The 25,366-nt window shown below is 70.4% G+C and carries 22 protein-coding genes; 6 read left to right on the forward strand and 16 right to left on the reverse strand.

The window, feature by feature from the left end:
• Window positions 1–13: 13 nt before the first annotated feature.
• Genes AC07PU_RS23495 through AC07PU_RS23505 form a run of 3 tightly spaced genes read right to left on the reverse strand, consistent with a single transcriptional unit; the run spans window position 14 to window position 5,932 of the window.
• Window positions 14–3,175 (reverse strand): efflux RND transporter permease subunit, encoded by a 3,162-nt coding sequence (locus AC07PU_RS23495; protein WP_495320943.1) that lies wholly within the window; start codon window positions 3,173–3,175, stop codon window positions 14–16.
• The gene (locus tag AC07PU_RS23500) at window positions 3,172–4,410 is read right to left on the reverse strand and encodes an efflux RND transporter periplasmic adaptor subunit (RefSeq protein WP_495320945.1); all 1,239 of its coding nucleotides are present in this window, start codon (window positions 4,408–4,410) and stop codon (window positions 3,172–3,174) included. Before AC07PU_RS23500 ends, AC07PU_RS23495 begins: the two co-directional genes overlap by 4 nt.
• 4 nt (window positions 4,411–4,414) lie before the next feature.
• Window positions 4,415–5,932, reverse strand: coding sequence for an efflux transporter outer membrane subunit (locus tag AC07PU_RS23505; protein WP_495320947.1), 1,518 nt, complete (start codon window positions 5,930–5,932; stop codon window positions 4,415–4,417).
• Window positions 5,933–6,101: 169 nt separating this feature from the next.
• Here AC07PU_RS23505 and AC07PU_RS23510 point away from each other — a divergent pair, with 169 nt between their 5' ends.
• The gene (locus AC07PU_RS23510) at window positions 6,102–6,347 is read left to right on the forward strand and encodes a hypothetical protein (protein WP_495320949.1); all 246 of its coding nucleotides are present in this window, start codon (window positions 6,102–6,104) and stop codon (window positions 6,345–6,347) included.
• Window positions 6,348–6,371: 24 nt separating this feature from the next.
• Here AC07PU_RS23510 and AC07PU_RS23515 read toward each other — a convergent pair whose 3' ends face one another.
• Window positions 6,372–7,382, reverse strand: a complete 1,011-nt coding sequence (locus AC07PU_RS23515) for an aldo/keto reductase (RefSeq protein WP_093340700.1) — start codon at window positions 7,380–7,382, stop codon at window positions 6,372–6,374.
• Between the two features lie 88 nt (window positions 7,383–7,470).
• Window positions 7,471–8,712: a YVTN family beta-propeller repeat protein gene (locus AC07PU_RS23520; protein WP_495320951.1), complete on the reverse strand. Its 1,242-nt coding sequence runs from the start codon at window positions 8,710–8,712 to the stop codon at window positions 7,471–7,473.
• A gap of 154 nt (window positions 8,713–8,866) precedes the next feature.
• Here AC07PU_RS23520 and AC07PU_RS23525 point away from each other — a divergent pair, with 154 nt between their 5' ends.
• The 4 genes from AC07PU_RS23525 to AC07PU_RS23540 all read left to right on the forward strand — a co-directional run bounded on the left by AC07PU_RS23525 (window position 8,867) and on the right by AC07PU_RS23540 (window position 13,169).
• Window positions 8,867–9,430 (forward strand): sigma-70 family RNA polymerase sigma factor, encoded by a 564-nt coding sequence (locus AC07PU_RS23525; RefSeq protein WP_208507814.1) that lies wholly within the window; start codon window positions 8,867–8,869, stop codon window positions 9,428–9,430.
• Window positions 9,417–10,076, forward strand: a complete 660-nt coding sequence (locus AC07PU_RS23530; RefSeq protein WP_296787113.1) for an anti-sigma factor family protein — start codon at window positions 9,417–9,419, stop codon at window positions 10,074–10,076. Before AC07PU_RS23525 ends, AC07PU_RS23530 begins: the two co-directional genes overlap by 14 nt.
• Before the next feature lie 112 nt (window positions 10,077–10,188).
• On the forward strand, window positions 10,189–11,244 hold the full coding sequence (locus AC07PU_RS23535) for an Lnb N-terminal periplasmic domain-containing protein (protein ID WP_495320954.1): 1,056 nt from the start codon (window positions 10,189–10,191) through the stop codon (window positions 11,242–11,244).
• A 2-nt stretch (window positions 11,245–11,246) separates the two neighbouring features.
• A complete protein-coding gene (locus tag AC07PU_RS23540) occupies window positions 11,247–13,169 on the forward strand; it encodes an esterase/lipase family protein (protein ID WP_495320955.1) in 1,923 nt (640 codons plus the stop codon).
• Window positions 13,170–13,179: 10 nt separating this feature from the next.
• Here the strand turns inward: AC07PU_RS23540 and AC07PU_RS23545 are convergent, their stop codons facing one another.
• The 5 genes from AC07PU_RS23545 to AC07PU_RS23565 form a co-directional block, all read right to left on the reverse strand.
• Window positions 13,180–14,433, reverse strand: a complete 1,254-nt coding sequence (locus AC07PU_RS23545; RefSeq protein ID WP_495320957.1) for an MFS transporter — start codon at window positions 14,431–14,433, stop codon at window positions 13,180–13,182.
• 118 nt (window positions 14,434–14,551) lie between these two features.
• Window positions 14,552–15,310: an enoyl-CoA hydratase/isomerase family protein gene (locus AC07PU_RS23550; protein ID WP_495320959.1), complete on the reverse strand. Its 759-nt coding sequence runs from the start codon at window positions 15,308–15,310 to the stop codon at window positions 14,552–14,554.
• Window positions 15,307–16,260, reverse strand: coding sequence for a Bug family tripartite tricarboxylate transporter substrate binding protein (locus AC07PU_RS23555; protein ID WP_495320961.1), 954 nt, complete (start codon window positions 16,258–16,260; stop codon window positions 15,307–15,309). Before AC07PU_RS23555 ends, AC07PU_RS23550 begins: the two co-directional genes overlap by 4 nt.
• A gap of 37 nt (window positions 16,261–16,297) precedes the next feature.
• A complete protein-coding gene (locus AC07PU_RS23560) occupies window positions 16,298–17,458 on the reverse strand; it encodes a CaiB/BaiF CoA transferase family protein (RefSeq protein ID WP_495320963.1) in 1,161 nt (386 codons plus the stop codon).
• A 3-nt stretch (window positions 17,459–17,461) separates the two neighbouring features.
• Complete coding sequence (locus AC07PU_RS23565; RefSeq protein ID WP_495320965.1) at window positions 17,462–18,247, reverse strand: enoyl-CoA hydratase-related protein; 786 nt, start codon at window positions 18,245–18,247, stop codon at window positions 17,462–17,464.
• A 97-nt stretch (window positions 18,248–18,344) separates the two neighbouring features.
• On the opposite strand from AC07PU_RS23565, the gene AC07PU_RS23570 reads away from it, so the two are divergent.
• Window positions 18,345–19,166, forward strand: coding sequence for an IclR family transcriptional regulator (locus AC07PU_RS23570; protein WP_495320967.1), 822 nt, complete (start codon window positions 18,345–18,347; stop codon window positions 19,164–19,166).
• 4 nt (window positions 19,167–19,170) lie between these two features.
• On the opposite strand, the gene urtE is transcribed toward AC07PU_RS23570, so the two are convergent.
• The 6 genes from urtE to AC07PU_RS23600 form a co-directional block, all read right to left on the reverse strand.
• On the reverse strand, window positions 19,171–19,863 hold the full coding sequence (gene urtE, locus AC07PU_RS23575) for an urea ABC transporter ATP-binding subunit UrtE (RefSeq protein WP_057594408.1): 693 nt from the start codon (window positions 19,861–19,863) through the stop codon (window positions 19,171–19,173).
• A 12-nt stretch (window positions 19,864–19,875) separates the two neighbouring features.
• Window positions 19,876–20,754 carry an urea ABC transporter ATP-binding protein UrtD gene (gene urtD / locus AC07PU_RS23580; protein ID WP_296787128.1) on the reverse strand — a complete coding sequence of 293 codons (879 nt, stop codon included), beginning with the start codon at window positions 20,752–20,754 and terminating at the stop codon, window positions 19,876–19,878.
• Window positions 20,751–21,977 (reverse strand): urea ABC transporter permease subunit UrtC, encoded by a 1,227-nt coding sequence (gene urtC, locus AC07PU_RS23585; RefSeq protein WP_495320970.1) that lies wholly within the window; start codon window positions 21,975–21,977, stop codon window positions 20,751–20,753. The genes urtD and urtC overlap by 4 nt, the downstream gene beginning before the upstream one ends.
• Window positions 21,974–23,521 (reverse strand): urea ABC transporter permease subunit UrtB, encoded by a 1,548-nt coding sequence (gene urtB, locus AC07PU_RS23590; RefSeq protein WP_398501683.1) that lies wholly within the window; start codon window positions 23,519–23,521, stop codon window positions 21,974–21,976. Before urtB ends, urtC begins: the two co-directional genes overlap by 4 nt.
• A 90-nt stretch (window positions 23,522–23,611) precedes the next feature.
• On the reverse strand, window positions 23,612–24,880 hold the full coding sequence (urtA, locus tag AC07PU_RS23595; protein ID WP_057594412.1) for an urea ABC transporter substrate-binding protein: 1,269 nt from the start codon (window positions 24,878–24,880) through the stop codon (window positions 23,612–23,614).
• A 151-nt stretch (window positions 24,881–25,031) separates the two neighbouring features.
• Entirely contained in the window at window positions 25,032–25,346 is a 315-nt protein-coding gene (locus AC07PU_RS23600) for a nucleotide pyrophosphohydrolase (protein ID WP_296787134.1), read from the reverse strand.
• Window positions 25,347–25,366 lie beyond the last annotated feature (20 nt).

The following is a 25,366-nucleotide window of genomic DNA, read 5'->3' on the forward strand; positions in this document are numbered from 1 at the left end:
TTGTCTCCGGTGCTCAATGCGCCTCGGCCGCCGCCGGGGCCTGGCCGCCCTTGCGGATCCGGCGCGCTTCCTTGCGGCGCAGGTACCAGTAGTGGGCGCGGTCCAGGTAGAGATAGACCACCGGCGTGGTGAACAGCGTGAGCGCCTGCGAGAGTACCAGCCCGCCGACCATCGCGTAGCCCAGCGGCCGGCGCAGCTCGGAGCCCGAGCCGTGGCCCAGCATCAGCGGCAGGCCCGAGAGCAGCGCGCACATGGTGGTCATCATGATCGGGCGGAAGCGCAGCAGGCAGGCCTGGTAGATCGCTTCGTGCGGCTTCATGCCCTGCTCGCGCTCGGCCTTGAGCGCGAAGTCGATCATCATGATCCCGTTCTTCTTGACGATGCCGATCAGCAGGATGATGCCGATCAGCGCGATCACGCTGAGGTCGTAGCCGCCCGCCATCAGGATCAGCAGCGCCCCCACGCCGGCCGAGGGCAGGGTCGAGAGGATCGTCAGCGGATGGATGTAGCTCTCGTAGAGCAGGCCCAGCACGATGTAGACCGCCACCAGCGCCGCCGCGATCAGGTAGGGCTGCGAGGCCAGCGAATCCTGGAAGGCCTGGGCCGTGCCCTGGAAGGCGCCGGTCAGCGACTGCGGCATGCCCATCTCGGACTGCGCGGCCTTGATCGCGTCGACCGCCTGGCCCAGCGAGGCGCCGGGCGCGAGGTTGAACGAGATCGTCACGGCCGGGAACTGGCCCTGGTGGCTGATCGAGAGGTAGGCGGTCTTGCTGGTGTCGACCTTCACGAAGGTCGACAGCGGCACCTGCTGGCCGGTGATCGGCGAGCTCAGGTAGAGCTTGCTGAACAGCGCCGGGTCCTGCTGCAGCGCGGGCGTCACTTCCAGCACCACGTGGTAGCTGTTGAGCTGCGTGAAGTACTGCGCCACCTGGCGCTGGCCGATGGCGTCGTACAGGGTGGCGTCGATCGCGGCCGGCGAGATGCCGAAGCTCGAGGCGCGGTCGCGGTCGATGGTCAGCACGGCCGAGGCGGCGGCGTTCTGCTGGTCAGTCGCGAGGTCGGTCACCTCGGGCACCTGGCGCAGCTTGGCCAACAGGCGCGGCGCCCAGGTGTTGAGCTCGTCGAGGTTCGAGTCTGTCAGCGTGTACTGGTACTGGGTGCGCGAGGAGCGCCCGCCCACGCGGATGTCCTGCCCGGCCTGCAGGAACAGGTTCACACCCTGCACCTTCGCGAGCTGCGGGCGCAGCCGCGCGATGATCTCGTCGGCGTTGGCGGTGCGGCCCTCGTCCTTCGGTTTGAGGCTGATGAAGAAGTTGCCGGTGTTGTAGGTCGACGAGCTGCCGTTCATGCCGAAGCCGGTCACGTCGGGGTCCTTGCGCACCACGTCGGCCAGCTCGAGCATGCGCGCATTCATCGAGGCGAAGGAGGCATCCTGCGCCGACTCGGCGAAGCCCGAGATGAAGCCCGTGTCCTGCTGCGGGAAGAAGCCCTTCGGGATCACCACGAACAGCGCGCCCGTGGCCACCACGGTGGCGATGAACACCATCAAGGTGATGAACTGGTGGTCGAGCACCACGTGCAGCCCGCGCTTGTAGCCATTGAGCATGGCATCGAAGCCGCGCTCGAACAGCAGGTACAGCCGCCCATGGCGCCGCGCATGCTCGTTCTTGAGGAAGCGCGAGCACAGCATCGGCGTGAGCGTGAGCGAGATCACCACGCTCACCACGATGGTCAGCGTGACGGTGACCGCGAACTCGCGGAACAGCCGCCCGACGATGCCGCCCATCAGCAGCAGCGGGATGAACACCGCGATCAGCGAGACCGAGATCGACACGATGGTGAAGCCGATCTCGCCCGCGCCCTTGTACGCGGCCTCCAGCGGCGCCATGCCCTCCTCGACGTAGCGGTAGATGTTCTCTAGCATCACGATCGCGTCGTCGACCACGAAGCCGACCGCGATGGTCAGCGCCATCAGCGAGAGGTTGTCGAGGCTGTAGCCCAGCAGGTACATCACGGCCACCGTGCCCAGCAGCGCCAGCGGCACCGTCACGCTGGGGATCAGCGTGGCCGGCACGTTGCGCAGGAACACGAAGATCACGGCCACCACCAACGCGATGGTCAACAGCAGCGTGAACTCCACGTCCTTGACCGAGGCGCGGATGGTCTGGGTGCGGTCGATGATGGCGTTGACGTCCACCGTCGGCGGGATCGAGGCCTTGAGCCGCGGCAGCGCGGCATTGATGCGGTCCACCGTCTCGATCACGTTGGCGCCCGGCTGCTTGGTGATGGCCAGCACGATCGAGCGGCCGTTCTGCACCGTGCTGCCCTCGGGCGCGGCGGCGCCGGCATAGGCCCAGCCCGCGATCTTCGCGTTCTCGGGGCCGTCGACCGCCACGCCGAGGTCGCGCACGCGGATCGGCGCGCCGTTGCGGTAGGCCAGCACCACGTCGCTCCAGGGCTGGGCCTTGAGCAGCTGGTCGTTGGTGTAGACGGTGAAGCTCTGGTTCGGCCCGTCGATCGTGCCCTTGGGCGCGTTCACGGTGGCCGAGGACAGCACGGTGCGCACGTCCTCCAGGCTCAGGCCCAGCGCCGCGAGCTTGGCCGGGTCGACCTGGATGCGCACGGCCGGCTTCTGCGCGCCGCCGATGTTGACCAGGCCCACGCCCGAGATCTGCGAGATCTGCTGCGCGAGGATGTTGTCGGCGTAGTCGTTGACCTCGGTCAGCGGCAGCGTCTTCGACTGCACCGACAGGATCAGGATCGGCGAGTCGGCCGGGTTCACCTTGCGGAAGGTCGGCGGGCTCGGCAGGTTGGCCGGCAGCTGGCCGGTGGAGGCGTTGATGGCGGCCTGCACGTCGAGCGCGGCGGCATCGATGTTGCGGTCGAGGTCGAACTGCAGCGTGATCTGGGTGCTGCCCAGGCCGCTGGTCGAGGTCATCTGCGACAGGCCCGCGATCAGCGAGAACTGGCGCTCCAGCGGCTGCGCCACGTTCGAGGCCATGGTCTCGGGACTGGCGCCCGGCAGGTTGGCCGAGACCTGGATGGTCGGGAAGTCGACCTGCGGCAGCGGCGCCACCGGCAGCAGCGGGAACACCGCGGCGCCGACCAGCAGGATGGCCAGCGCGAGCAGCGTGGTGCCGATCGGGCGCTTGATGAAGGCGGCGGAAATGCTCAATTGCGCACCCCGCTCGCGTTGTTGCCGCCGGCCGCGGCGGCCGGGGGCGCGGCCTTGGCCGCGGTCTTGTTCTCGGCCACCGTGGCGCCGGGCCGCAGCTTGTACTGGCCGTCGACCACCACGCGCTGGCCGGCGGCCACGCCCTGGTCGAGCACGGCCGTGCCGTCGGCGATCTGCACCACGTGCACCGGCACCGAGTTGGCCTTGTTCTCGGCATCGACGGCCCAGACGTAGGTACCGTCCTGGCTGCGCTGCACCGCCGCGGCCGGCACGGTCAGCGCGCCCGCGCGGCGGTCGAGCTGCAGCCGCACGTTGACGTACTGGCCGGGCCACAGCGTGTGCTGCGGGTTGGCGAAGCTGCCCTTGAGCTGCACCGTGCCGCTGGTGGTGTCGATCTGGTTGTTGAGCAGGATCAGCTTGCCGGTGCCCAGCAGCTGGGTGCCGGCGCGGTCGTAGGCCACCACCGAGAGCGGCGCCGCGCCCTTGGGCTGCAGCCGGTTGATGTCCTGCACCGCGTCCTCGGGCAGCGTGAACTGCACCGCGATCGGGTCGATCTGGTTGATGACCACCAGCCCGCCGGTGTCGGCCGCATGCACGATGTTGCCCGGGTCGACCAGCCGCGCGCCCACGCGGCCGTCGATCGGCGCGTCGATGCGCGTGAAGCTCAGCTGCACCTGCGCGAACTGCACCTGCGCGGCATCGGTCTTGACGGTGGCCTCGAGCTGGCTGACCAGCGCCTTCTGGGTGTCGAGCTGCTGCTTGGTGGCCGCGTCCTGCGCGATCAGCGTGGTGTAGCGCGCGAGGTCGGCGCGCGCGTTCTCGAGCTGCGCCTGGTCGCGCGCCTGGGTGGCACGGGCCTGCGCGAGCTGGGCCTGCAAGGTGCGCGGATCGAGCTGCGCGAGCATCTGGCCAGCCTTCACGTCCTGGCCCTCGACGAAGCCGATCTTGTCGAGCTGGCCGTCGATGCGCGCCTTGACGGTGACGGTGGCCATCGAGGCCACGGTGCCGATGCCGCCGCGGTAGACCTGCACGTCCTGCGCCTGCACCGGCGCGGTGGTCACCAGCACCGGCGGCGCCTTGGCCTCGGGCGTGGCGGCCGAGGCCTTGTGGCCCAGGGTCCAGGCGCCGCCGCCGAGCACGGCGACGAGGGCGGCGATGGCGAACCAGGCGACGCTGCGTCGCGCGTGGGGACGGGCGGCGGCGTCGCCGGCGGGGGAAGGTGCGGGATTCGTCATGGCATCAGGTTCCGGAAGTCGTTGCAGCGGCGGCGGTGGTGGCGGCATCGGCGGCGTCGGCATGCCAGCCGCCGCCGGTGGCCGCGATCAGCGCCACGCTGGCGGCGAGCTGGCGCGCGAGCAGTTGCGCGGCCGTGCGCTGGTTGGTCAGCGAGAGCTGCTGCGCGGTCACCACGCTCAGGTAGGTGGCGGTGCCGGCGCGGTACTGGGCCAGCGCGAGGCGCTCGGCCGTCTGCGAGGCCTGCACGGCCTGCGCCTGCAGCTGCGATTCGTGGTCGAGCACGCGCAGGGTGGCGAGGTTGTCCTCGACCTGCTGGAAGCCGCCGAGCACGGTCTGCTTGTAGAGCGCGACCGAGGCGTCGTAGGCGGCCACGGCCTGCTCGCTGTGGGCCTTGCGCAGGCCGCCGTCGAACACGGTCTGCGCGAGCACCGCGCCCAGCGACCAGACGCGGCTCGGCGTATCGAACAGCGAAGCCAGCTTGCCGGCGCTGAAGCCGCCGCTCGCGCTCAGCACGATCTGCGGGAAGTACGCGGCCTTGGCCACGCCGATTTGCGCATTGGCGGCCTGCACGCGGCGCTCGGCCGCGGCGATGTCGGGACGGCGCTCGAGCAGTTCCGAAGGCAGGCCCGCGGGCGCGAGCGGCAGCTGGACGCCGAGCGTGCCGGCGTTGGCGAGCGCGGGGTTCTCGCTGGCCGGCAGCGCGGCCAGCGTGAAGCGCGCCGGCGCCTGGCCGGTCAGCACCGCGATCGCATGCTCGAGCTGGGCGCGCTGCGCCTCGAGGTCCACGCCCTGCGCCTGCGCGGTACGTAGCTGGCTCTCGGCCAGCGCCACGTCGGAGCGCAGCACGGTGCCGGCCGCGTACTGGTGCTGCGTGAGCTCGAGCGCGCGCGCATAGGCGGCGGTGGTGTTGGCGTAGAGCGCGCGCTGCAGGTCGATGGCGCGCAGCTGCAGGTAGTCCTGCGCCAGCGTGGTCTGGATGCTCAGGCGCGCGCCCGCGAGGTCGTCGGCGCTGGCCTGCGTGCTGGCGTCGCCGGCCTCGACCGAGCGGCGCACCGCGCCCCAGACATCGGGCTCCCAGCTCGCGGCGAGGCCCAGGGTGTCGGTGGTGCGGCGCTCGATGCTGCCGGTGCTGTTGGTCTGCGCGCGGTTGGCGCCGGCGTTCAGGCCGAGGGTGGGATAGAAGCCGGCGCGCGCGGCCGAGGCCAGTGCGCGCGCCTCGCGGTACTGGGCCTCGGCCTGGCGGATGTTCTGGTTGGCGGCATTGGCCTGCACCAGCAGCCCGTTCAGCGTGGCGTCGCCGTAGGCCTCCCACCAGGGGTGCGAGGGATCGATGGCCTGCGGCGTGGCGGTCTTCCACGCACCGTCTTCCTTGTAGGCCGCGGGCACCTCCATCGAGGGCCGCACGTAGTCGGGGCCGACCGCGCAGCCCGCGATCAGCAGCGCGGCCAGCGCGGCCGCGGCGGGCGCGCGCAGGGCGCGGCGCGGAAGGTCGGGGAAGGAGGATGCAGCGGAGCGAGCCATGGTGCGGCCACTCTAGGCCGCGCCTTCCAACCGCTCGCTGTCGACTTCCTGACAAAGCTGTCAGTTGGCACGCGCTAAGAAATCTTTACCGCCGCCGCGTCGGCTCGCGCACCGGCCGCGGCATTGAAGAAGCCGAAGCCTTCAACGACGCATTCTTCAGGAGCAACCCATGAAATTCGCAGCGATCGCCGCGGCCCTCGCCGCGGCGGCCAGTCTCAGTGCCTGCGTGGTGGCACCGGTGGGGCCGGTGCGCGGCGCGGCCGTGTATGCCGCGCCGATCGAACCGCCGGTGGGCGTGGCGATCATCGGACCGACCTATGTCTCGCCCGGCCCCGGCTGGGGCTGGCGCTACCACCCGCACTACGGCTGGGGCTGGTACAACCCGCACGCGGGCTGGCACCGCGGCTGGCGCTGAGGCGCAAGGCGCCTCGGGCCGCGTTCAGCGCGGCGCGTCGCCCTTGCGGTACTCGGCCGTCAGCTCGTCGAGCTTCTGCTTGAGCGCCGGGTCGAGCTTGTACTCGGCCGCCGCGAGCGTCGCGTCGAGCTGCTCGGGCCGGCTCGCGCCGAGCAGCGGCGCGGTGATCAGCGGGTTCGCCATCACCCAGGCCACGGCCAGCGTCGCGAGCGGCACGCCCGCCTCGTCGGCCAGCGCATGCAGCTGCGTCACGGTGTTGAAGCTGCGCTCGTTCCAGTAGCGGTCCTGGTACATGTTGCCGGCCGTGCCGAGCGTGAAGCGGGTGTTCGCCTCGGGGCTGGCGCCGGGCTTGTACTTGCCGGTGAGCAGGCCGCCGGCCAGCGGGTTGTAGGGGATCACGCCCAGGCCTTCCTCGCTCGCGAGCGGCAGCAGCTCGCGCTCGATCTCGCGGAACAGCAGGCTGTAGCGCGGCTGCACCGAGACGAAGCGCGTGAGCCGCAGCAGGTCGGCCTTGCCGAGCGCGCGCGCGAGCCGGTAGGCCAGGAAGTTCGACACGCCCACATAACGCGCGCGGCCCGACTTCACGATGGTGTCGAGCGCCTCGATGCTTTCCTCGAGCGGCGTCTCGCGGTCGTCCATGTGCAGCTGGTAGAGATCGACATGGTCGGTCTTCAGCCGCTTGAGCGAGAGGTCGATGGCATCGAGCAGGTGCTTGCGCGAGGCGCCCTGGTCCCAGGGATTGGGGCCGACCTTGTTGACCGCCTTGGTCGCGACCACGAAGCGCCGGCGGCCCGCGGGCCCTTGCTTCTCGAGCCAGTTGCCGATGATCTCCTCGGTACGGCCCGTGGTCTCGACCGTGCCGCCCAGCGGGTAGACGTCGGCGGTGTCGAGGAAGTTGATGCCGCCCTCGGCGGCCTTGTCGAGGATGCGGTGCGACACGGCCTCGTCGGTCTGCAGGCCGAAGGTCATGGTGCCGAGCGCGAGCCGGGAGACGGTCAGGCCGGTGCGGCCCAGGCGGGTGGTGGGAATGCTCATGGTGTGGATGGTTCCTGTGAAACGGCCGAACCGCGCAGTCGCGCGTGGCTGCACGACCATCATAGGCAGGCCGCCCGAGGCCTGCACGTCAGGGTGCAATCACCGTGACGCGCGCCGTCATGTAGGGATGCACCGAGCAGGCGTAGTCGTAGACACCGGGCTTGTCGAAGGTCTGCGTGAAGTCCTGGCCCGGCAGCATCAGGTCCATGCCCGCGGGGCCGCCCTTCCTGAACACCACGCCATGGGGCGCGCCGTCGTCGTTCTTCCAGCGCACGGGCTGGCCCACCTTCACGGTGATCTGCGCCGGCTCGAAGGCGAAGTTGCGGATCGCCACGTGCGCCGAACCGCCCGCATGCCCGGCCGGCGCGGCGCGCTGCACCGCCACCTTGCGCGGCGCATTGCCGACCGCCACGGTGTGCGACGGACCACCGGCCAGGTCGATCACGCTCACGTCGTTCGAGCCCTCGTTGCTGACCCACAGCTTCGCGCCGTCGGCCGAGATATCGAGCCAGTGCGGCTGCTTGCCCACCGCGATGCTGCGGCCCGGCGTGCGCGTCGCGGGGTCGAACAGCATCACCTCGCCCGGCCCTTGCACCACGACCACGCCGCTCGCCATGCCCGCGAAATGCTGCGCGATGTGGGGCGACACGCCGGTGGGGATCGGCGCCAACCACTGGTTGGTGGCCGCATCCAGCACCTGCACCGCGGGCACGCCCGCCAGCGTCAGGTAGAGCGCCTTGCCGTCGGGGCCGAACTCGAGGTCGCGCGGCGGCTTGTCGAGCGCGATCTCCGAGACCGCCTTGCGCGTCGCCAGGTCGAGCACCACGAGCGCGAAATGGCCCGGCGCCTGCGAGGCCACGTAGGCCTGCCGGCCATCGGGGCGTACGGCGATGGTGTGCGGCTTGGGCACGGCCACGCTCGCGCCCACGGCATGGGTCGCGGTATCGATGAAGGCCACGCGGTCGTCGCCGTTGACGGCCACCAGCACCCAGCGGCCATCGGCGGTGGTGGCCAGGCCCTGCGGGCCCTGGCCGACCTCGATGGTGTGCGTCACGCGGTCGGTCGCGGCGTCGATCTCGCTCACCGCCGAGGCGCTGGAGCCGCTGACGAACACGCGCTGGCCGTTCGGGGAGATCACGATGCCGTCGGGCCCCGCCGCCACCGGCACGGTGGCGAGCACGCGCTCGCTGCCGGTGTCGATCACGCTGAGCGTGCTGTCCTTGAAGTTGCCGACGTAGGCCTTGGGGCCGGCGGCCAGCGCCGGGAAGGCCAGGGCGCCCGAGGCCGCGAGAACGGCGAGCAGGCGTGCGAATCCTGGAAAGGCGGTCATGGGGAAAGACTCCTGAAAGAAGAGAGGAAGAGAATCGGCACAGGGCATGACGCGCGGTGCCCTTCGTCTATTCCCCCAAATTCCCCCGAAATTTTTTTGGGCAAGGTGGGAATAAAACGCGCGCCCGCCGCGTCATGCCCCCAAAGCACGTCCCTTGACCGACCGCACCCGCCAGTTCGAAGCCGCCGCCCTGCCGCATCTCGATGCGGCCTGGAATCTCGCGCGCTGGCTGCTGCGCGACGACCGCCTGGCCGAGGACGCGGTGCAGGAGGCCTACCTGCGGGCCTTCCGTTTCTTCGACGGGCTGCGCGGCGAGAACGCGCGGCCCTGGCTGCTGGGCATCGTGCGCAACGCCTGCTACGACTGGATGCGGCAGAACCGGCAGCTGGCCGACCAGGTGGAGTTCGACGAGCTGCGCGACAGCGAGTCGGCCGGCGCGACGGCACCGGAGGCCGGCGATCCCGCGCGGCTGTGGGAGCGGCGCGTGCAGGGCGAGCGCGTCAATGCCGCGATCGACGCCCTGCCCGCGGTCTACCGCGAAGCGATCGTGCTGCGCGAACTGGAGGAGCTGCGCTATGAAGACATCGCACGCATCGCCGGCGTGCCGCTGGGCACCGTGATGTCGCGGCTGTCGCGCGCGCGGGCCCTGCTGCGCGAAAGCCTGCGCGACGAGCGCCCGGGCCCGGCGCAGGAAAGGACACGGCATGCCAATTCCTGACGACGAGCTGGGAGCGCTGATGCGACAACACGCCACGCGCCATGCGCCGCCCGCCGGCCTGGCCGAGCGCATCGCGCTGTCGGTGCGCGCCGAGGCCGGCGCACCCGCAACGCCGGCGCCGCGCCGTCACGGCTGGTGGCAGGGCCTGCTCGGGTTCGGAACCGGCGCGGCCGCGGCCTGGGGCCTGGCGCTGGTGCTGCTGGCTTCGCCGGCGCCCCTGGAGCTGCTGGGCGCGCAGGTCACGGCCAACCACGTGCGCTCGCTGATGGCCTCGCACCTGGCCGACGTGGCCTCCACCGACCAGCACACGGTCAAGCCCTGGTTCGCCGGCAAGCTCGACTTCTCGCCGCCCGTGGTGGACCTCGCCGCCGAGGGCTTCGCGCTGACGGGCGGGCGGCTCGACTACCTCGACGGCCGCACGGTGGCGGCGCTGGTCTATCGCTCGGGTCCGCACGTCATCAATGTCTTCGTCTGGCCCGCGGCCGATGCGAAGCCGCAGGCTCCGGCCTTCTCGACACGCCAGGGCTACCAGCTCGCGCACTGGACCCAGGGCGGCATGCAGGCCTGGGCCGTGTCGGACCTCAACGCGGCCGAGCTGCGCCATTTCGCGGCGCTGCTGCACGCGAGGACGGCGGTGCGCCCTTAGCGGCTGAAGACGGGATCGGGCCGATCCCGTCTTCGTTGCGGCACACCGCGCGCGGTCGTGGTCGGCGCGCGGGACTGCGTTTAAGCTCGGCGGCGATCCACGCGTTTCTCGAATGAGCCCCTCCTCCCAAGCCATCACGCATCCCACCGCCGGGTTCCGGACCTTGCTGCGCATCGTTGGCCGCGTCGCGGCCTCGCTGGTGCTGCTGCTGTCGACGGGCTGGGCCTGCCTCGCGCTCTGGTACCAGTTGCCCGTGGGCGAGACGGGCAAGGTCCTCGCCGCCGTGCTGTGGAGCGGCTTCGGCCTCGCGGCCCTGGTGCTGCTGTGGCGCGGCCGGGCCGCGCGCGCCCTGCTGTCCTACGCGGTCGGCTTCGCGCTGCTGCTGGGCTGGTGGAACACCATCGTGCCGCTGCAGCAGCGCGACTGGGCCGACGACGTCGCGCGCCAGCTGGTGGCGCGCGTCGACGGCAACGTGGTCACGCTCGAGAACGTGCGCAACTTCGACTGGCGCAGCGACACCGACTACACGCCGCGCTGGGAAACGCGCCGCTACGACCTCGAGCGCCTGCGCTCGGTCGATGTCTCGGTCTCGTACTGGAGGGGCCCGGCGATCGCGCACACGCTGGTGTCCTTCGGCTTCGACGACGGCCGCTACCTCACCTTCTCGATCGAGATCCGCAAGGAGCGCGGCGAGAGCTTCTCGTCGATCGGCGGCTTCTTCCGGCGCTTCGAGCTGAGCCTGGTCGCGGCCGAGGAGCGCGACGTGCTGCGCGTGCGCACCAACGTGCGCGGCGAGGACGTCCACATGTACCGCGTGCGGCTGCCACAGGCCGAGATGCGCTCGCTGTTCCTGGCCTACCTCGACCAGAGTGCCGCGCTGCTGCGCACGCCGAGCTTCTACAACACGCTCACGGCCAACTGCACCACCATCGTCTACGACCTCGCCAGGCGCATCGTGCCGGGCCTGCCGATGGACTGGCGGCTGCTGGCCTCGGGCTACCTGCCCGACTACCTGTACGACGTGGGCGGGCTGACGCCGGGCTACAGCCTCGAGGCGCTGCGCACGGCCGGGCGCATCACGCAGCGCGCGATCGCGAGCGATGCCGTGCCGGGCGTCGATTTCTCGCGCGCGATCCGGCAGGGGCTGCCGGGCGCCGAGGCCCCGTGACGATGCGCGCGCGTCTTCCCGGCCTGGCGACCTTGCTGTGCGCCGCCGCGCTGCTCGCGGGCTGCGCGGGCGTGAAGGTGGGCTCGATCTCACCCGCCGAATACCTCGCGCAGCGCCGCGGCGACGTGCTCACCACCGGCAGGCTCAGCACCTCGGCCGAGGAGGTGCTGCGCGTGATCGGCTCCGATGCCGAGCTGTGCGGCAAGGACGGCCCGGCCTGCCGCAATGCGTTGGCCGACTCGCCGGGGCTGAGCGACGAGCAGCGGCTGTCGGCGCTGTCGGAGGTGTGGCTGCAAGTGGCGATCGCGGCCGAGAAGAGCGGCAGCGCGACGCCGCCGGGCTCGCGCGCCGACACCGCCGCCATCGAGGCCTGGCTCGAGAGCGCGCGCCATGCCTATGCCTACCTGTTCTTCACCGCGCGCAAGCCGCGCGACCGTGCCTTCGAGGACCGGCAGACGCAGGTGCGCGACTACTACAACTACGCGGTGCAGCAGGCCATCACGGGCCTGTACCGCGGCGTGCGGCGCAACGCAGCGGCACAGCCGCAGGTGCCGCGCGTGGGCGACTGGCGCATCGAGGCCGACGTGTCGGGCCTGCGCCTGCCCGCCGACGCGCCGCTGCCCGACGAGCTGATCCCCGCCGCCTCGCTGACCTTCTCGGGCCTGCGCAACACCTACCGGCGCGACGGCTTCGGCGCCGAGCTGGTGGCGGCCGACAGCCAGCGCACCGACGAGAAGGCGCCCGCGCTCGATCTCGCCGACCCGCGTCCGCCCTACCGCGAGATGCCCTTCCCCGCCGTCACCGCGCTGCTGCTGTTCGACGGCGGCAACCTCGCCGAGGTGCTGGCCACGCGCACGCTGCGCATCGCGGCCTACGACCCCTACCGCACCGCCAACGTGCAGCTGGCCGGGCAGGAGGTGCCGCTGGCCGCCAACTTCACCTCGGGCTACGGCCTGTGGCTGGCCCGCTCCGACTTCGCGCTGCAGGCGTTGCGCAGCCTGTTCGGCGGCCGCGACGGACTCACGCAGCCGCGCATCTACCTGATGCAGCCCTACGATCCCGAGCGCCGCACGATCATCATGCTGCACGGCCTCGCGAGCAGCCCCGAGGCCTGGATCAACGTGGCCAACGAGGTGCTCGGCGACGAGACCCTGCGCCGCCGCTACCAGATCTGGCAGGTCTACTACCCGACCAATGCGCCGCTGCCGCTCAACAACTTCGCGATCCGCGAGGCCGTGACGCAGACGCTGCAGCACTTCGACCCCACGGGCCAGGCCCCGGCCTCGAAGGACATCACGCTGATCGGCCACAGCATGGGCGGCGTGCTGTCGCGGCTGATGGTGTCGTCGTCGGAGGACAAGCTCTGGGACGCGCTGCTGGCCAGCTACCCGATGCAGGGCGCGCAGCAGCGGCGCATCGAGGAGAAGCTCGCGCCCTACCTGCGCTTCGAGCCGCTGCCGCAGGTCAGCGACGCGATCTTCATCGCCTCGCCGCACCGCGGCACCGACTTCGCCAACAACCGCATCTCGCGCTGGGTCGCCAACCTCATCACGCTGCCGGTGGCGATGCTGGGGCAGTTGAGCGACATCTCGCGCGAGCTGATCCGCATCGCGCCGGGCCGGCAGGACGCGGGGCCGCTGCGCATTCCCAACAGCATCGACAACCTCAGCGACCGCGATCCCTTCGTGCGGCTCTCCTCGGGCCTGCCGATGAATCCGCGCGTGCGCTTCCACTCGATCATCGGCAACGACACGCCGGGCCTGGCGCAGGCGCTGTCGAGCGACGGCATCGTGCCCTATGCCAGCGCGCACCTCGACGGCGCGGCCTCGGAGCTGGTGATCCCGTCGGCGCACAGCGTGCAGGAGAACCCGCTCGCGATCCTCGAGATCCGGCGCATCCTGCGCGAGCAGCTGAAGCCCCGGTAGGCGGAAACCTTCAGCTCGCCGAGCCTTCGCAGGCCGCCACGCGCGGCCGCCGCGCATCGGCGCGCGCGCTCGCCACGGCCCAGCAGAAGACGCCCATGCCCGCGAGCGCGAGCAGCGCGCCGACCCAGCCGGTCGAGGTCCAGCCCAGGCCCGCGGCGATCGCCACGCCGCCGAGCCAGGCACCGAGCGCATTGGCCATGTTGAAGGCCGAGTGGTTGAGCGCGGCCGCCAGGGTCTGCGCATCGCCGGCCACGTCCATCAGCCGGATCTGCAGCGCCGGGCCGATGGCCACGGTGGTGCCGATCAGGAACACGTTGAAGCCCGCGGTGTAGATGTTGTGCGCCGAGAAGGTGAACAGCGCCAGCACCAGCGCCGCATAGGCCATCAGGCCGCCGATGGTGCGCATCAGCGACTTGTCGGCCAGCCGCGCGCCGACCAGGTTGCCGACCACCATGCCGAGCCCGAACAGCGCGAGCACCAGCGGCACGCCGCCCAGCGGCATGCCGGCCACCTCGATCAGCGTGGGCTTGATGTAGCTGAACACCGAGAACATGCCGCCGAAGCCGATGGCGCCGATGCCCAGCGTGAACCAGACCTGCTTGCGTTTGAGCGCGCCGAGTTCGCGCCAGGGGCTGGCGCCCGCGGGCGCGGCGAGGTCGGGGATGTCGCGGCGCAGCAGCACCACGGCGATGAGCGCGATCACGCCCACGAACACGAAGGCCGCGCGCCAGCCGAACAGCTGGCCGAGCCAGGCCGCGATCGGCACGCCGACCAGCGTGGCGCCCGTGAGCCCCAGCATCACCAGCCCCACGGCGCGCGCGCGGCGCCCGGGCGGTGCGAGCGTGGCGGCCACCAGCGCGGCCACGCCGAAGTAGGTGCCGTGCGGCAGCCCGGTCGCGAAGCGCAGCAGGTTCAGCGAGGTGTAGCCGGGCGCCATGGCGCTCGCGAAATTGCCGGCCGCGAACACGGCCATCAGCGCGATCAGCAATGCGCGGCGGCGCCAGCCGGCCGCGAGCACCGCGAGCACGGGCGCGCCGATGACCACGCCCAGCGCATAGGCGCTGATCACGTGGCCGGCCTGCGGGATGCTGACGGCGATGTCGTTCGCGACCTCGGGCAACAGGCCCATGATCACGAACTCGCCGGTGCCGATGGCGAAGCCGCCGACACCGAGCGCGAGCACGGCGCGCAGGAAGCTGGCCGATGAGACGGGCGGAATGGCGGGGGTGTCCGCGCCTTCGAGGGCGGATGGTGGGGCGTTCAAGGCCGGAGCTCCTGGGGGGATGCCCGGCGAGCGCGGGCAAAGCCCGATTTTAGGGTAAACCCTTAACACGCGCTGATGAGGGTTTGCGCCCCGCCCGATACCTTTTTGCCCTCGCCGTTCAGCGGCGCAGGAAGCGCGGCTCGCGGCGTTCGGCCATGGCCTGCACGCCCTCCTTGAAGTCCTCGCTCGCGAACTGCACGCACTGCAATTCGCGCTCGTGCCGGTTCGCCGCGGCCACCGCCTCGGCCAGGCCGCGCCGCAAGGTCGCGCGCGTCGATTCCACCGCGAGCGGAGCCGACAGCGCGATCTCGGCCGCGAGCGCCAGCGCGCTGGTGCGCACTTCATCGGCCCGCACCAGCTGGTCGACCAGCCCGATACGCAGCGCCTCCTCGCCGCCGATGCGGCGCCCCGTGTAGAACAGTAGCGCGGCCTGCTGCGCACCGACCAGCCGCGGCAAGGTCAGGCTCAGGCCGAAGCCCGGATGGAAACCGAGGCGGTTGAAGTTGGCGCTGAAGCGCGCCTCGGCGCAGCCCACGCGGAAGTCGGCCGCCAGCGCGAGGCCGAGCCCGGCGCCGATGGCCGGGCCATGCACCGCGGCCACCAGCGGCTTGGCGTTGCCGAACAGGCGCATGGCCTGCTCGTAGAGCGGCGCGGGGTCGCGCGCATCGTCCTTGCCGCTGAAGTCGGCGCCCGCGCTGAAGGCCCGGCCTTCGGCCGCGAGCACGACGGCACGGCAATCGGGATCGGCATCGAGCTGCGCGAGCCGGTCGGCCAGTTCGCGCAGCAGCGCCACATCGAGGTAGTTGAACGGCGCGCGCCGCAGCTCGAGCAGCACCACGTGTTCATGGCCCGAGTCCACCGAAGCGACCGCGCTCATTGCACTTCCAGCTTCGCGATGTCGACGTAGCCCTTCCACTTCTCGCGCTCCTGGCGCTCGAAGCTCGCGAGCTCGGCCAGGCTGATCTTCGCGGGCGCGAAGGCGAAACCCTCGAGCCGCGCGCGGATCGGGTCGGTGGTCACGGCCTCGTTGATCCACTGGTTGAGCTGCTGCTGCAGCGCCGCCGGCGTGGCGGCCGGCACCGCGATGCCGAGGAAGCCGCCGCGAATGCTGAAGCCCGGATAGCTCTCGGCGATCAGCGGCAGCTCGGGGTAGCGCTTGAGCCGCGCGTCGCTGTGCACCACGAGCGCGCGCAACTGGCCCGAGGCCACGAAGGCATCGCCGGCCACGGTGTCGGTGAACACCACCTGGATCTGGCCCGCGATCAGCTCCGACATCGCCTGGCTCACCTGCTTGTACGGAATCGCCGCGAGCTCGATGCCGGCCTCGTGCGCGAACAGCGCCGCCGTGACCTTGGAGGTGGCATTGAAGTGGCCGTAGTTGATCGTGCCCGGCGCCTTCTTCGCGGCGGCGACGAAGTCCTGCAGCGTCCTGTAGGGCGCGTCGGGCCGCACCAGCATGTAGGTGGAGCCGGGCCCGAAGGAGCCGACCAGCCGGAAGTCGCGCCCGGGGTCGTAGGGCAGCTTGCGGAACAGGCTGGGGTTGGCCAGGTGCGTGGAGGTGGTGGCCAGCAGCAGCACCGAGCCGTCGGCCGGCGCATTGCGCACCGCCTCCACGCCGATGATGCCGTTGCCGCCGGGGCGGTTGTCGACCACCACCGCGCGGCCGGTCTTGCGCGTGAGGAACTCGGCCAGCATGCGCGCCGAGATGTCGCCCGAGCCGCCGGGGCCGAAGGGCACGACGATCTGGATCGGCTTGTTGTTGTCCGCCGCCATCGCGGCCGCGAACGGCAAGGCCGCGAGCGCGGCGAGGCACTGTCTTCTCTGCATGTCGTCTCCTGTTGTTGGTGTCGTTGGAAGTTCGCGCTCAGCCGGGAGCCTTCGCGCCGAGCGCCTCGTTGTGCTCGCCCACGCCGGGCGCGCGATGCCGCACCCGCGGCCGCTCGCCGTCGAAGGACAGCGGCAGCCCGACGATGCGCAGGTCCTCGCCGGGAATGGCCTGCAGGATGCCGATGGCCTCGGTCTGCGGCTGCGCGAGCACCTGCGCGAAGTCCTGGATCGGCGCGCAGGGAATGCCCAGGGCCTCGAGCGCCTCGAGCCACTGCTGCGTCGAGCGCGTGCGGAACACCGCCTCGAGCGCGGGGATCAGCAGTGCCTTGTGCTGCACGCGCAGCGCATTGCTCGCGAAGCGCTCGTCGCGCGTCCATTCCTCGTGGCCGGCCGCGCGCGCGAGCTTGGCGAACAGCCGGTCGTTGGCCGCGGCCACCACGATCTCGCCGTCCCCGGTGGGCAGCGCCTGGAACACCACCACGTTGGGATTGCCGCTGCGGTGCCGCTCGGGCTGCTTCCCGGTCGCATGGAAGCCGGCCATCATCACCTGCAACCAGCCCAGCGCGGTCTCGAACAGCGAGGTGTCGACCACGCAGCCCTGCCCGGTCGAAGCGCGGCGCAGCAATGCCGCGATGCAGCCCAGCGCGGCCCAGACGCCGGTGCCGAGGTCGAGCACCTGCATGCCCACGCGCGCCGGCGGCCCGCTCTCGGCGCCGTTGATGCTGAAGATGCCCGCGAAGGCCTGCACCATCGGCTCGTAGCCCGGCGCGAGGCGCATCGGCCCCTTGTGGCCGAAGGCCCAGAGCGAGCAGTACACCAGCCGCGGGTTGAGCGCGCGCAGCGCCTCGGGACCGAGGCCCAGTTCCTCGAGCGAACCGGGCCGCATGTTCTGCACGAACACGTCGGCCTCGGCCGCGCGCTCGCGCAGCCATTGCGCCTGCGCCGGATCCTTGAGGTCGAGCGCGATGCTCTTCTTGCCATGGTTCATGGCCTGGAAGGTGGTCGCGGTGCCGCGCCAGAACGGCGGGCCCCAGCCGCGCGCGTCGTCGCCCGTGCCGGGCCGCTCGATCTTCACCACCTCGGCGCCGAGCGAGGACAGGATCTCGCCCGCGTAGGGCCCGGCGATGTTCTGCCCGAGCTCGATGACCTTGATGCCGGCCAGCGGCAGCGCGGTGCTGCTGTTCGTGTCGTCCGTCATGGTTCAGCGTCCCGTGAAATGGGGCGCGCGCTTCTCGACGAAGTGCCGCACGCCCTCGCGGAAATCCTCGGTGTCGCGGCAGGCCGCGATCTCGCGGTCGGCCACGCGCGTGGCCTGCCCGAGGGTCTGGTAGCGGGCCTCGACCAGCTGCCGCTTGATGATGCGCACCGCGCGCGGCGAACTCAGCTCGGCGATCTCGGTGGCGCGCGCGAGCACCGCATCGAGAAAGCCCTCGGCCGGCAGCAGGCAGGCCAGCCCCATGCGATCGGCCTCCTCGGCCTGCAAGGTGCGGCCGGTCAGCAGCAGGTCGGCCGCATGCATCGGGCCGATCAGCCGCGGCAGCAGCCAGGCCGTGCCGTGCTCGGCCACCAGGCCGCGGCGCGCATAGGGCAGCGTGAGCTTCGCGCCGGCCGCCACGTAGCGCAGGTCGGCATGCAGCGCGATGCACAGGCCCACGCCCGCGGCCGCGCCATTGATCGCGGCGATCAGTGGCTTGGCGAGCGCGCCGAGGTAGCCGTAGCGCTGCGCCGCGTCGTCGTCGGAGTCGGCCTGCGGCACGGGCGGCCGGCCCGGGTCGGACAGCACCGCCATGTCCATGCCGGCGCAGAAGGCGCGGCCGGCGCCGCCGAGCACGATGGCGCGCACTGCGTCGTCGGCTTCGGCATGCGCGACGGCCGCGCGCAGCTCGGCCTCGAGCGTGGGTGTCCAGGCATTGAGCCGGTCGGGCCGGTCGAAGGTGATCGAGGCCACGCGGCCGATCGCCGCGTACCTCAGTTGCGTGTAATCCAAGCGTGTCTCCGGGTCCGTTGCGCCCTGCGATGGGCATGCGGCCAGTATTCCGGCGGGCTCCGGCGGCGACAACCTTAGAATTTCGGAGAACGAAATCATGGCCACGCCCCGCCCCTCCACCGCCGGCTCGACGCGCGCCCGCACGCAGGCCACCGGCACCTTCGTGCGCAGCACGCCCGGCAGCCATTCGCTCGAACGCGGCCTCGCGCTGCTGCGCGCCTTCCGGCATGGCGTGGACGTGCTGACCAACGCCGAGCTGGCCGACCGCACGCAGCTGCCGCGGCCCACGGTCAGCCGGCTCTCGCGTTCCCTGGTGGATGCGGGTTTTCTCGCCTACGACCTCGAGCAGCGCGGCTACCGCCTCACGGCCGCCTGCCTGAGCCTCGCGCTGTCCTTCCGCAGTTCGGAGGCCACGCTGGCGCGCGCGCTGCCGCTGATGCGCGCGCTGGCCGAGGGCCGGCGCGTCAACGTCGGCCTGGCGGTGGCCGACCAGCTCGAGATGGTCTACCTGGAGTCGGTGCGCCTGAGCCGGCTCGGGATCTTCCGGCGCATCCTGCCGGGCTCGCGGCTCCCGATCGCGAGCACCTCGCTGGGCTGCGCCTTCCTCGCCGGCATGCAGGCCGCGGAGCGCAAGGCCCTGCTGGGCCGGCTGCGGCAGGCGCACGGCGCCGAATGGCGCGTGCTGCAGCCGCGGGTGGAGGCCGCGCTCGAGGCCGTGCGCGAGCGCGGCTTCTGCCATGCGAGCTGGGCCGCGGGCATGACCGCGGTGGCGCTGCCGTTGCGCTCACCCGCGGGCAGCCTCTATGCGATGAACGTGAGCTTCCCCACCGCGGAGGAAGTGTCGACGGACGCCATCGAGGCGCACGCGCAACTGCTGCTGCGTCTCGCGGCCGACCTGCGCCGCGACTGGGCGCGCTGAGGCGTCAGATCGCGACCAACTGGCGCACGCCCTGCGCCTCCATGTCCTTGCCGAGGCCGCGCGCGATCACCTCGCCGCGCTCCATCACGAGGTAGTCGTCGGCCAGCTCCTGCGCGAAGTCGTAGTACTGCTCGCACAGCACGATCGCCATGTCGCCGCGGTCGGCCAGCATGCGGATCACGCGGCCGATGTCCTTGATGATGCTCGGCTGGATGCCCTCGGTGGGCTCGTCGAGGATCAGCAGCTTCGGCTTGGGCGCGAGCGCGCGCGCGATCGCGAGCTGCTGCTGCTGGCCGCCCGAGAGGTCGCCGCCGCGGCGGCCGATCATCTGCTTGAGCACCGGGAACAGCTCGAACAGCTCGGCCGGGATCGGCGTGCCGCCGCGCTTGTAGGCCAGGCCCATGCGCAGGTTCTCCTCGACCGTGAGGCGCGCGAAGATCTCGCGCCCCTGCGGCACGAAGCCGATGCCCGCGCGCGCGCGGTCGTAGGGCGTGGCCTTGTGGATCGGCCGGCCCTCGAGCTCGATGCTGCCGCTCTTGATCGGCACCAGGCCCATCAGCGACTTCAGCAGCGTGGTCTTGCCCACGCCGTTGCGGCCCAGCAGCACCGTGACCTTGCCCAGCGTGGCCTCGAAGCTCACGTCGCGCAGGATGTGCGAGCCGCCGTAGTACTGATGGATGTTCTTGACTGTCAGCATGGCGTGGTTTCCTCAGCGGCCCAGGTAGACCTCGATCACGCGCTCGTCGGCCTGCACCTCGTCGAGCGAGCCCTGCGCGAGCACCGAGCCGTCGCACAGCACGGTCACGATCTCGGAGATGGTGCGGATGAAGCTCATGTCGTGCTCCACCACCATCAGCGAATGCTTGCCCTTGAGCGTGAGGAACAGCTCGGCCGTGCGCGCCGTCTCCTCGTCGGTCATGCCGGCCACGGGTTCGTCGAGCAGCAGGAGCTTCGGGTCCTGCATAAGCAGCATGCCGATCTCGAGCCACTGCTTCTGGCCGTGGCTCAGGTTGCCCGCCATGCGCGACACGCTGGCCGCGAGGTGGATGGTCTCGAGCACCTCGGCGAGCCTGTCGCTCTGCGCCGAGTCGAGCCTGAACAGCATCGAGGCGCGCACGCCCTTGTCGGTCTTGAGCGCGAGCTCGAGGTTCTCGAACACCGTGAGGTGCTCGAACACGGTCGGCTTCTGGAACTTGCGGCCGATGCCGAGCTGCGCGATCTCGGCCTCCTTGTGGCGCAGCAGGTCGATGGTGCTGCCGAAGAACACCGTGCCCTCGTCGGGCCGGGTCTTGCCGGTGATGATGTCCATCATCGTGGTCTTGCCCGCGCCATTGGGGCCGATGATGCAGCGCAGCTCGCCCGGCGCGATGTCGAGCGACAGCTTGTTGATCGCCTTGAAGCCGTCGAAGCTCACGCTCACGTCTTCCAGGTAGAGGATGCGGCCGTGGGTCACGTCGACCTCGCCGGGCGTCGCGATGCGGCTGAAGCCCGCCGTGCGGCCGCCCGATTCGGTGGCGCCGGTGTCGTGCGGCTGGCCCTTGGCGCGCGAGGCGCGCTCGGCGCCGGCTTCCATCAGGTCGGGCGTCATGCGCGGGCTCCCTTCGGTTCCGCATGCAGCGGCGCGGCGATCGCTTCCGGCTCCATGCCCTGTTCCGTCGCCAGCGAACGCTGGGCCTCGGCACGCGCCGGCGATGCCGCAGCGGGCGCCGCCTTCTCGCGCGACAGCCACTGGCGCACCAGCCCCACGATGCCGTTCGGCAGGAACAGCGTGACCGCGATGAACAGCGCGCCGAGGAAGTACAGCCAGTACTCGGGATAGGCCACCGTGAGCCAGCTCTTCGCGCCGTTGACGATGAAGGCGCCGATGATCGGCCCGATCAAGCTCGCGCGCCCGCCCACCGCGGCCCAGATCGCGATCTCGATCGAGTTGGCCGCGCTCATCTCGCTCGGGTTGATGATGCCGACCTGCGGCACGTAGAGCGCGCCGGCCACGCCGCACATCACGGCCGAGATGACCCAGATGCTGAGCTTGTAGGGCAGCGGGTTGTAGCCCGAGAACATCACGCGCGACTCGGCGTCGCGGATGGCCTGCAGCACGCGGCCGAACTTGCTCGCGATCAGCCACTTGGCGAACAGGAAGAAGGCCAGCAGGGTGGCGCCGGTGAGCGCGAAGATGGTCATGCGCATCTCCTGCGTGGCGATCGGGATGCCGAGGATGCGCTTGAAGTCGGTGAAGCCGTTGTTGCCGCCGAAGCCGGTCTCGTTGCGGAAGAACAGCAGCATGGCCGCGAAGGTCAGGGCCTGCGTGATGATCGAGAAGTACACGCCCTTGATGCGCGAGCGGAAGGCGAAGAAGCCGAACACGAAGGCGATCAGGCCCGGCACCGCGACGATCAGCACCAAGGTGGCAATGAAGCTGTCGCTGAAGGTCCAGTGCCAGGGCAGCGTCTTCCAGTCGAGGAACACCATGAAGTCCGGCAGGTCGCTCTTGTAGTTGCCGTCGCGGCCGATCTGGCGCATGAGGTACATGCCCATCATGTAGCCGCCGAGCGCGAAGAACAGGCCGTGGCCCAGCGAGAGGATGCCGGTGTAGCCCCAGATCAGGTCCATGGCCAGCGCGCAGATCGCGTAGCACATGATCTTGCCGACCAGCGCCACCGCGTAGTCGCTCATGTGCAGCGGGCTGTCCACCGGCACCCACATGTTGAGCACGGGCGCCACCGCGCACACCACGATCAGCGCGACGAAGAAGGCCGTCCAGCCCTTGCCGCTCAGCAGCGGCCCCTTGGTTGGAAGTACGACCTTGCTCATGCCTCTGCGCTCCGGCCCTTCATCGCGAAGATGCCCTGCGGCCGCTTCTGGATGAAGATGATGATGAAGACAAGCACCGCGATCTTCGCGAGCACCGCGCCCGCCCAGCCTTCGATGAACTTGTTGAGGATGCCCAGGCCGAGCGCCGCGTAGACGGTGCCCGCGAGCTGGCCGACGCCGCCCATCACGACCACCATGAAGCTGTCGACGATGTAGCTCTGGCCCAGGTCGGGGCCGACGTTGCCGATCTGGCTCAGCGCGCAACCCGCGAGGCCGGCGATGCCCGAGCCGAGCGCGAAGGCGTAGGTGTCGATGCGCGCGGTGTTCACGCCCATGCAAGAGGCGATCGGGCGGTTCTGCGTGACGCCGCGCACGAACAGGCCCAGCCGCGTGCGGCCGATCAGCCAGCCCATGGCCAGCAGCACCAGCACCGCGAAGACGATGATGCACAGGCGGTTCCACGGCAGCGTGACGTTCGACAGCAGCGACAGGCCGCCGCTCATCCAGGCCGGGTTCTCCACGCCCACGTTCTGCGCGCCGAACAGCGAGCGCACCAGCTGCTGCAGCATCAGGCTGATGCCCCAGGTGGCCAGCAGGGTCTCGAGCGGGCGGCCGTAGAGGAAGCGGATCACGCCGCGCTCGAGCACCGCGCCCACCAGCGCCGAGGCCAGGAACGAGACCGGGATCGCCGCCACCAGGTACCAGCCGAAGGCGGCCTCGGGCAGGTACTTCTGGAAGATGCCCTGCATCACGTAGGTGGCGTAGGCGCCGATCATCATCAGCTCGCCGTGCGCCATGTTGATGACGCCCATCAGGCCGTAGGTGATGGCCAGGCCCAGCGCGGCCAGCAGCAGCACCGAGCCCAGGCTGACGCCGCTGAACACGGCATTGAGGCGGTCGCCCCAGACCAGCGAGCCGTCGATGCTGGCGATCGAGGCCACGATCGCGGCCTTCACGTCGGCCTCGGTCTCGTCGGCCAGGCGCTGGTTGAGCAGCAGCTTGGTGTCGGGGCTGCGGCTCTCGCCGAGCTCGCGCGCGGCCACGAGGCGCTTGGCCTTGTCGGCGCTGCCGAGCATGCTGGCGGCGCGCACCAGTTCGAGCTGCGCCTTGATCTTCGGGTGGGTCTCGGCGGCCAGCGCCTTCTCGACCAGCGGCAGCCGCGATTCGTCGGGCTCCTTGAACAGCGCCTGCGCGGCCTCGGCGCGCACTGCGTCGTCCTTGCTGGTGAGCTTGAGCGCGGCCTGCGCGGCATCGAGCGCGCCGCGCATCAGGTTGTTGTTGACCACGTCCTCGGCCGTGTCGGGCACCTTGAGCTCGGCACCGGTCACGGGGTCGTAGCCCTTGTCGTCCTTCATCACGAAGACCTTGTCTTCGGTGTACTTGACCGCGTCGTCCGACATCGCCTGGATGAAGGCGGCGGTCTTCTCGTCGGCGCTGGTGACGGCCTTGTTGAGCGCGGCGATGCGGGCTTCGGAATCGCCGGCGGCGATGGCCCGGGCTTCGTCGGCGGTCAGCGCCTGGGCGGCCGTTGCCATGAACAGCATGGCGGCGAATGCGCAGTGGAGGGTTCGTCGAAGCATCTTGAAGCGGAAGTAGGAAAGGCCCTCCCCCGGGCGGGGGAGGGAGGAACGCACTTACATCGACTTGCCGGCCGGGTAGTCGGGCTTCTTGTCGTTGCCTTCGATGTACGGGCTCCACGGCTTGGCCTTGACCGGGCCCGGCGTCTTCCACACCACGTTGAACTGGCCGTCGGCCTTGATCTCGCCGATGAACACGCTCTTGTGCAGGTGGTGGTTCTTCTCGTCCATCTTCGAGACGATGCCCGAGGGCGCGGTGAAGGTCTGGCCGGCCATGGCGGCGATCACCTTGTCGGTGTCGGTCGACTTGGCCTTCTCGACCGCCTGCTTCCACATGTGGATGCCGATCCAGGTGGCTTCCATCGGGTCGTTGGTCAGCGGCTTGTCCTTGTGGCCGGCGATGTTCTTGGCCTTGGCGTAGTCGCTCCACTGCTTGATGAAGGCCGTGTTGGTCGGGTTCTTGATCGACATGAAGTAGTTCCACGCGGCCAGGTGGCCGACCAGCGGCTTGGTGTCCACGCCGCGCAGTTCTTCCTCGCCGACCGAGAAGGCCACCACCGGCACATCCTTGGCCTTCAGGCCGGCGTTGCCGAGTTCCTTGTAGAAGGGCACGTTGGAGTCGCCGTTGATGGTCGACACCACGGCCGTCTTGCCGCCGGCCGAGAACTTCTTGATGTCGGCGACGATGGTCTGGTAGTCGCTGTGGCCGAAGGGGGTGTACTTCTCGTCGATGTCGGTGTCCTTCACGCCCTTGCTCTTGAGGTAGGCGCGCAGGATCTTGTTGGTGGTGCGCGGGTAGACGTAGTCGGTGCCCAGCAGCACCCAGCGCTTGGCGGCGCCGCCTTCCTTGCTCATCAGGTAGTCGACAGCGGGAATCGCCTGCTGGTTGGGCGCGGCGCCCGTGTAGAACACGTTCTTCGAGAGCTCTTCGCCTTCGTACTGCACCGGGTAGAACAGCAGGCCGTTCATTTCCTCGACCACCGGCAGCACCGACTTGCGCGACACCGAGGTCCAGCAGCCGAAGATCACCGAGACCTTGTCCTGGCCGAGCAGCTGCTTGGTCTTCTCGGCGAACAGCGGCCAGTTCGAGGCCGGGTCGACCACCACGGGCTCGAGCTTCTTGCCGAGCACGCCGCCCTTGGCGTTGATGTCGTCGATGGCCATCAGCACCGTGTCCTTCAACACGGTTTCCGAGATGGCCATCGTGCCCGACAGCGAGTGCAGCACGCCGACCTTGATGGTGTCGGCGGCGAATGCCGGCACAGCGGAGATGCTGGCCAGCGCGACGGCGGCGGTGAGCGCCTTGAGAGTGAAACGACGTTGCATGTGGACTCCTGCTCCGGTGGGTTGAACCTGTTCGCCGGCGCGGTGCCGAGCGATGGGAGGGAGTCTGCGGAATGCACCAGGAAGGAGAAATACGCCGGGTGGCGTACACGGAGGTACTCAGGCGCGTCAACGGCGCGCGGCGTCGATGGCGCTACGGCGCCGGGTACTTGCGGGCGTTCGCGACCATCTTGCTGCGCGCGGCCTCGATGGGATCGATGCCGAGCTGGTCGGCCAACTGCAGCAGGTAGAGCAGCACGTCGGCGATCTCGGTGCCGACCTCGGCGCGCTTGTCGGCCGACAGCTCGCGGCTCTGGGCCTCGGTGAGCCACTGGAAATGCTCGAGCAGCTCGGCGGCCTCGACCGAGAGCGCCGCGGCGAGGTTCTTGGGGGAGTGGAAGGGTTCCCAGTGGCGCTCGCGGGCGAAGTCGCGCAGGGCCTGGGTGAGGGTCTGGAGGTCGGAATCCATGGTGGCTTTCTTGAGGGGCG

This window comes from Variovorax sp. GW821-FHT10D07, from assembly GCF_059415325.1.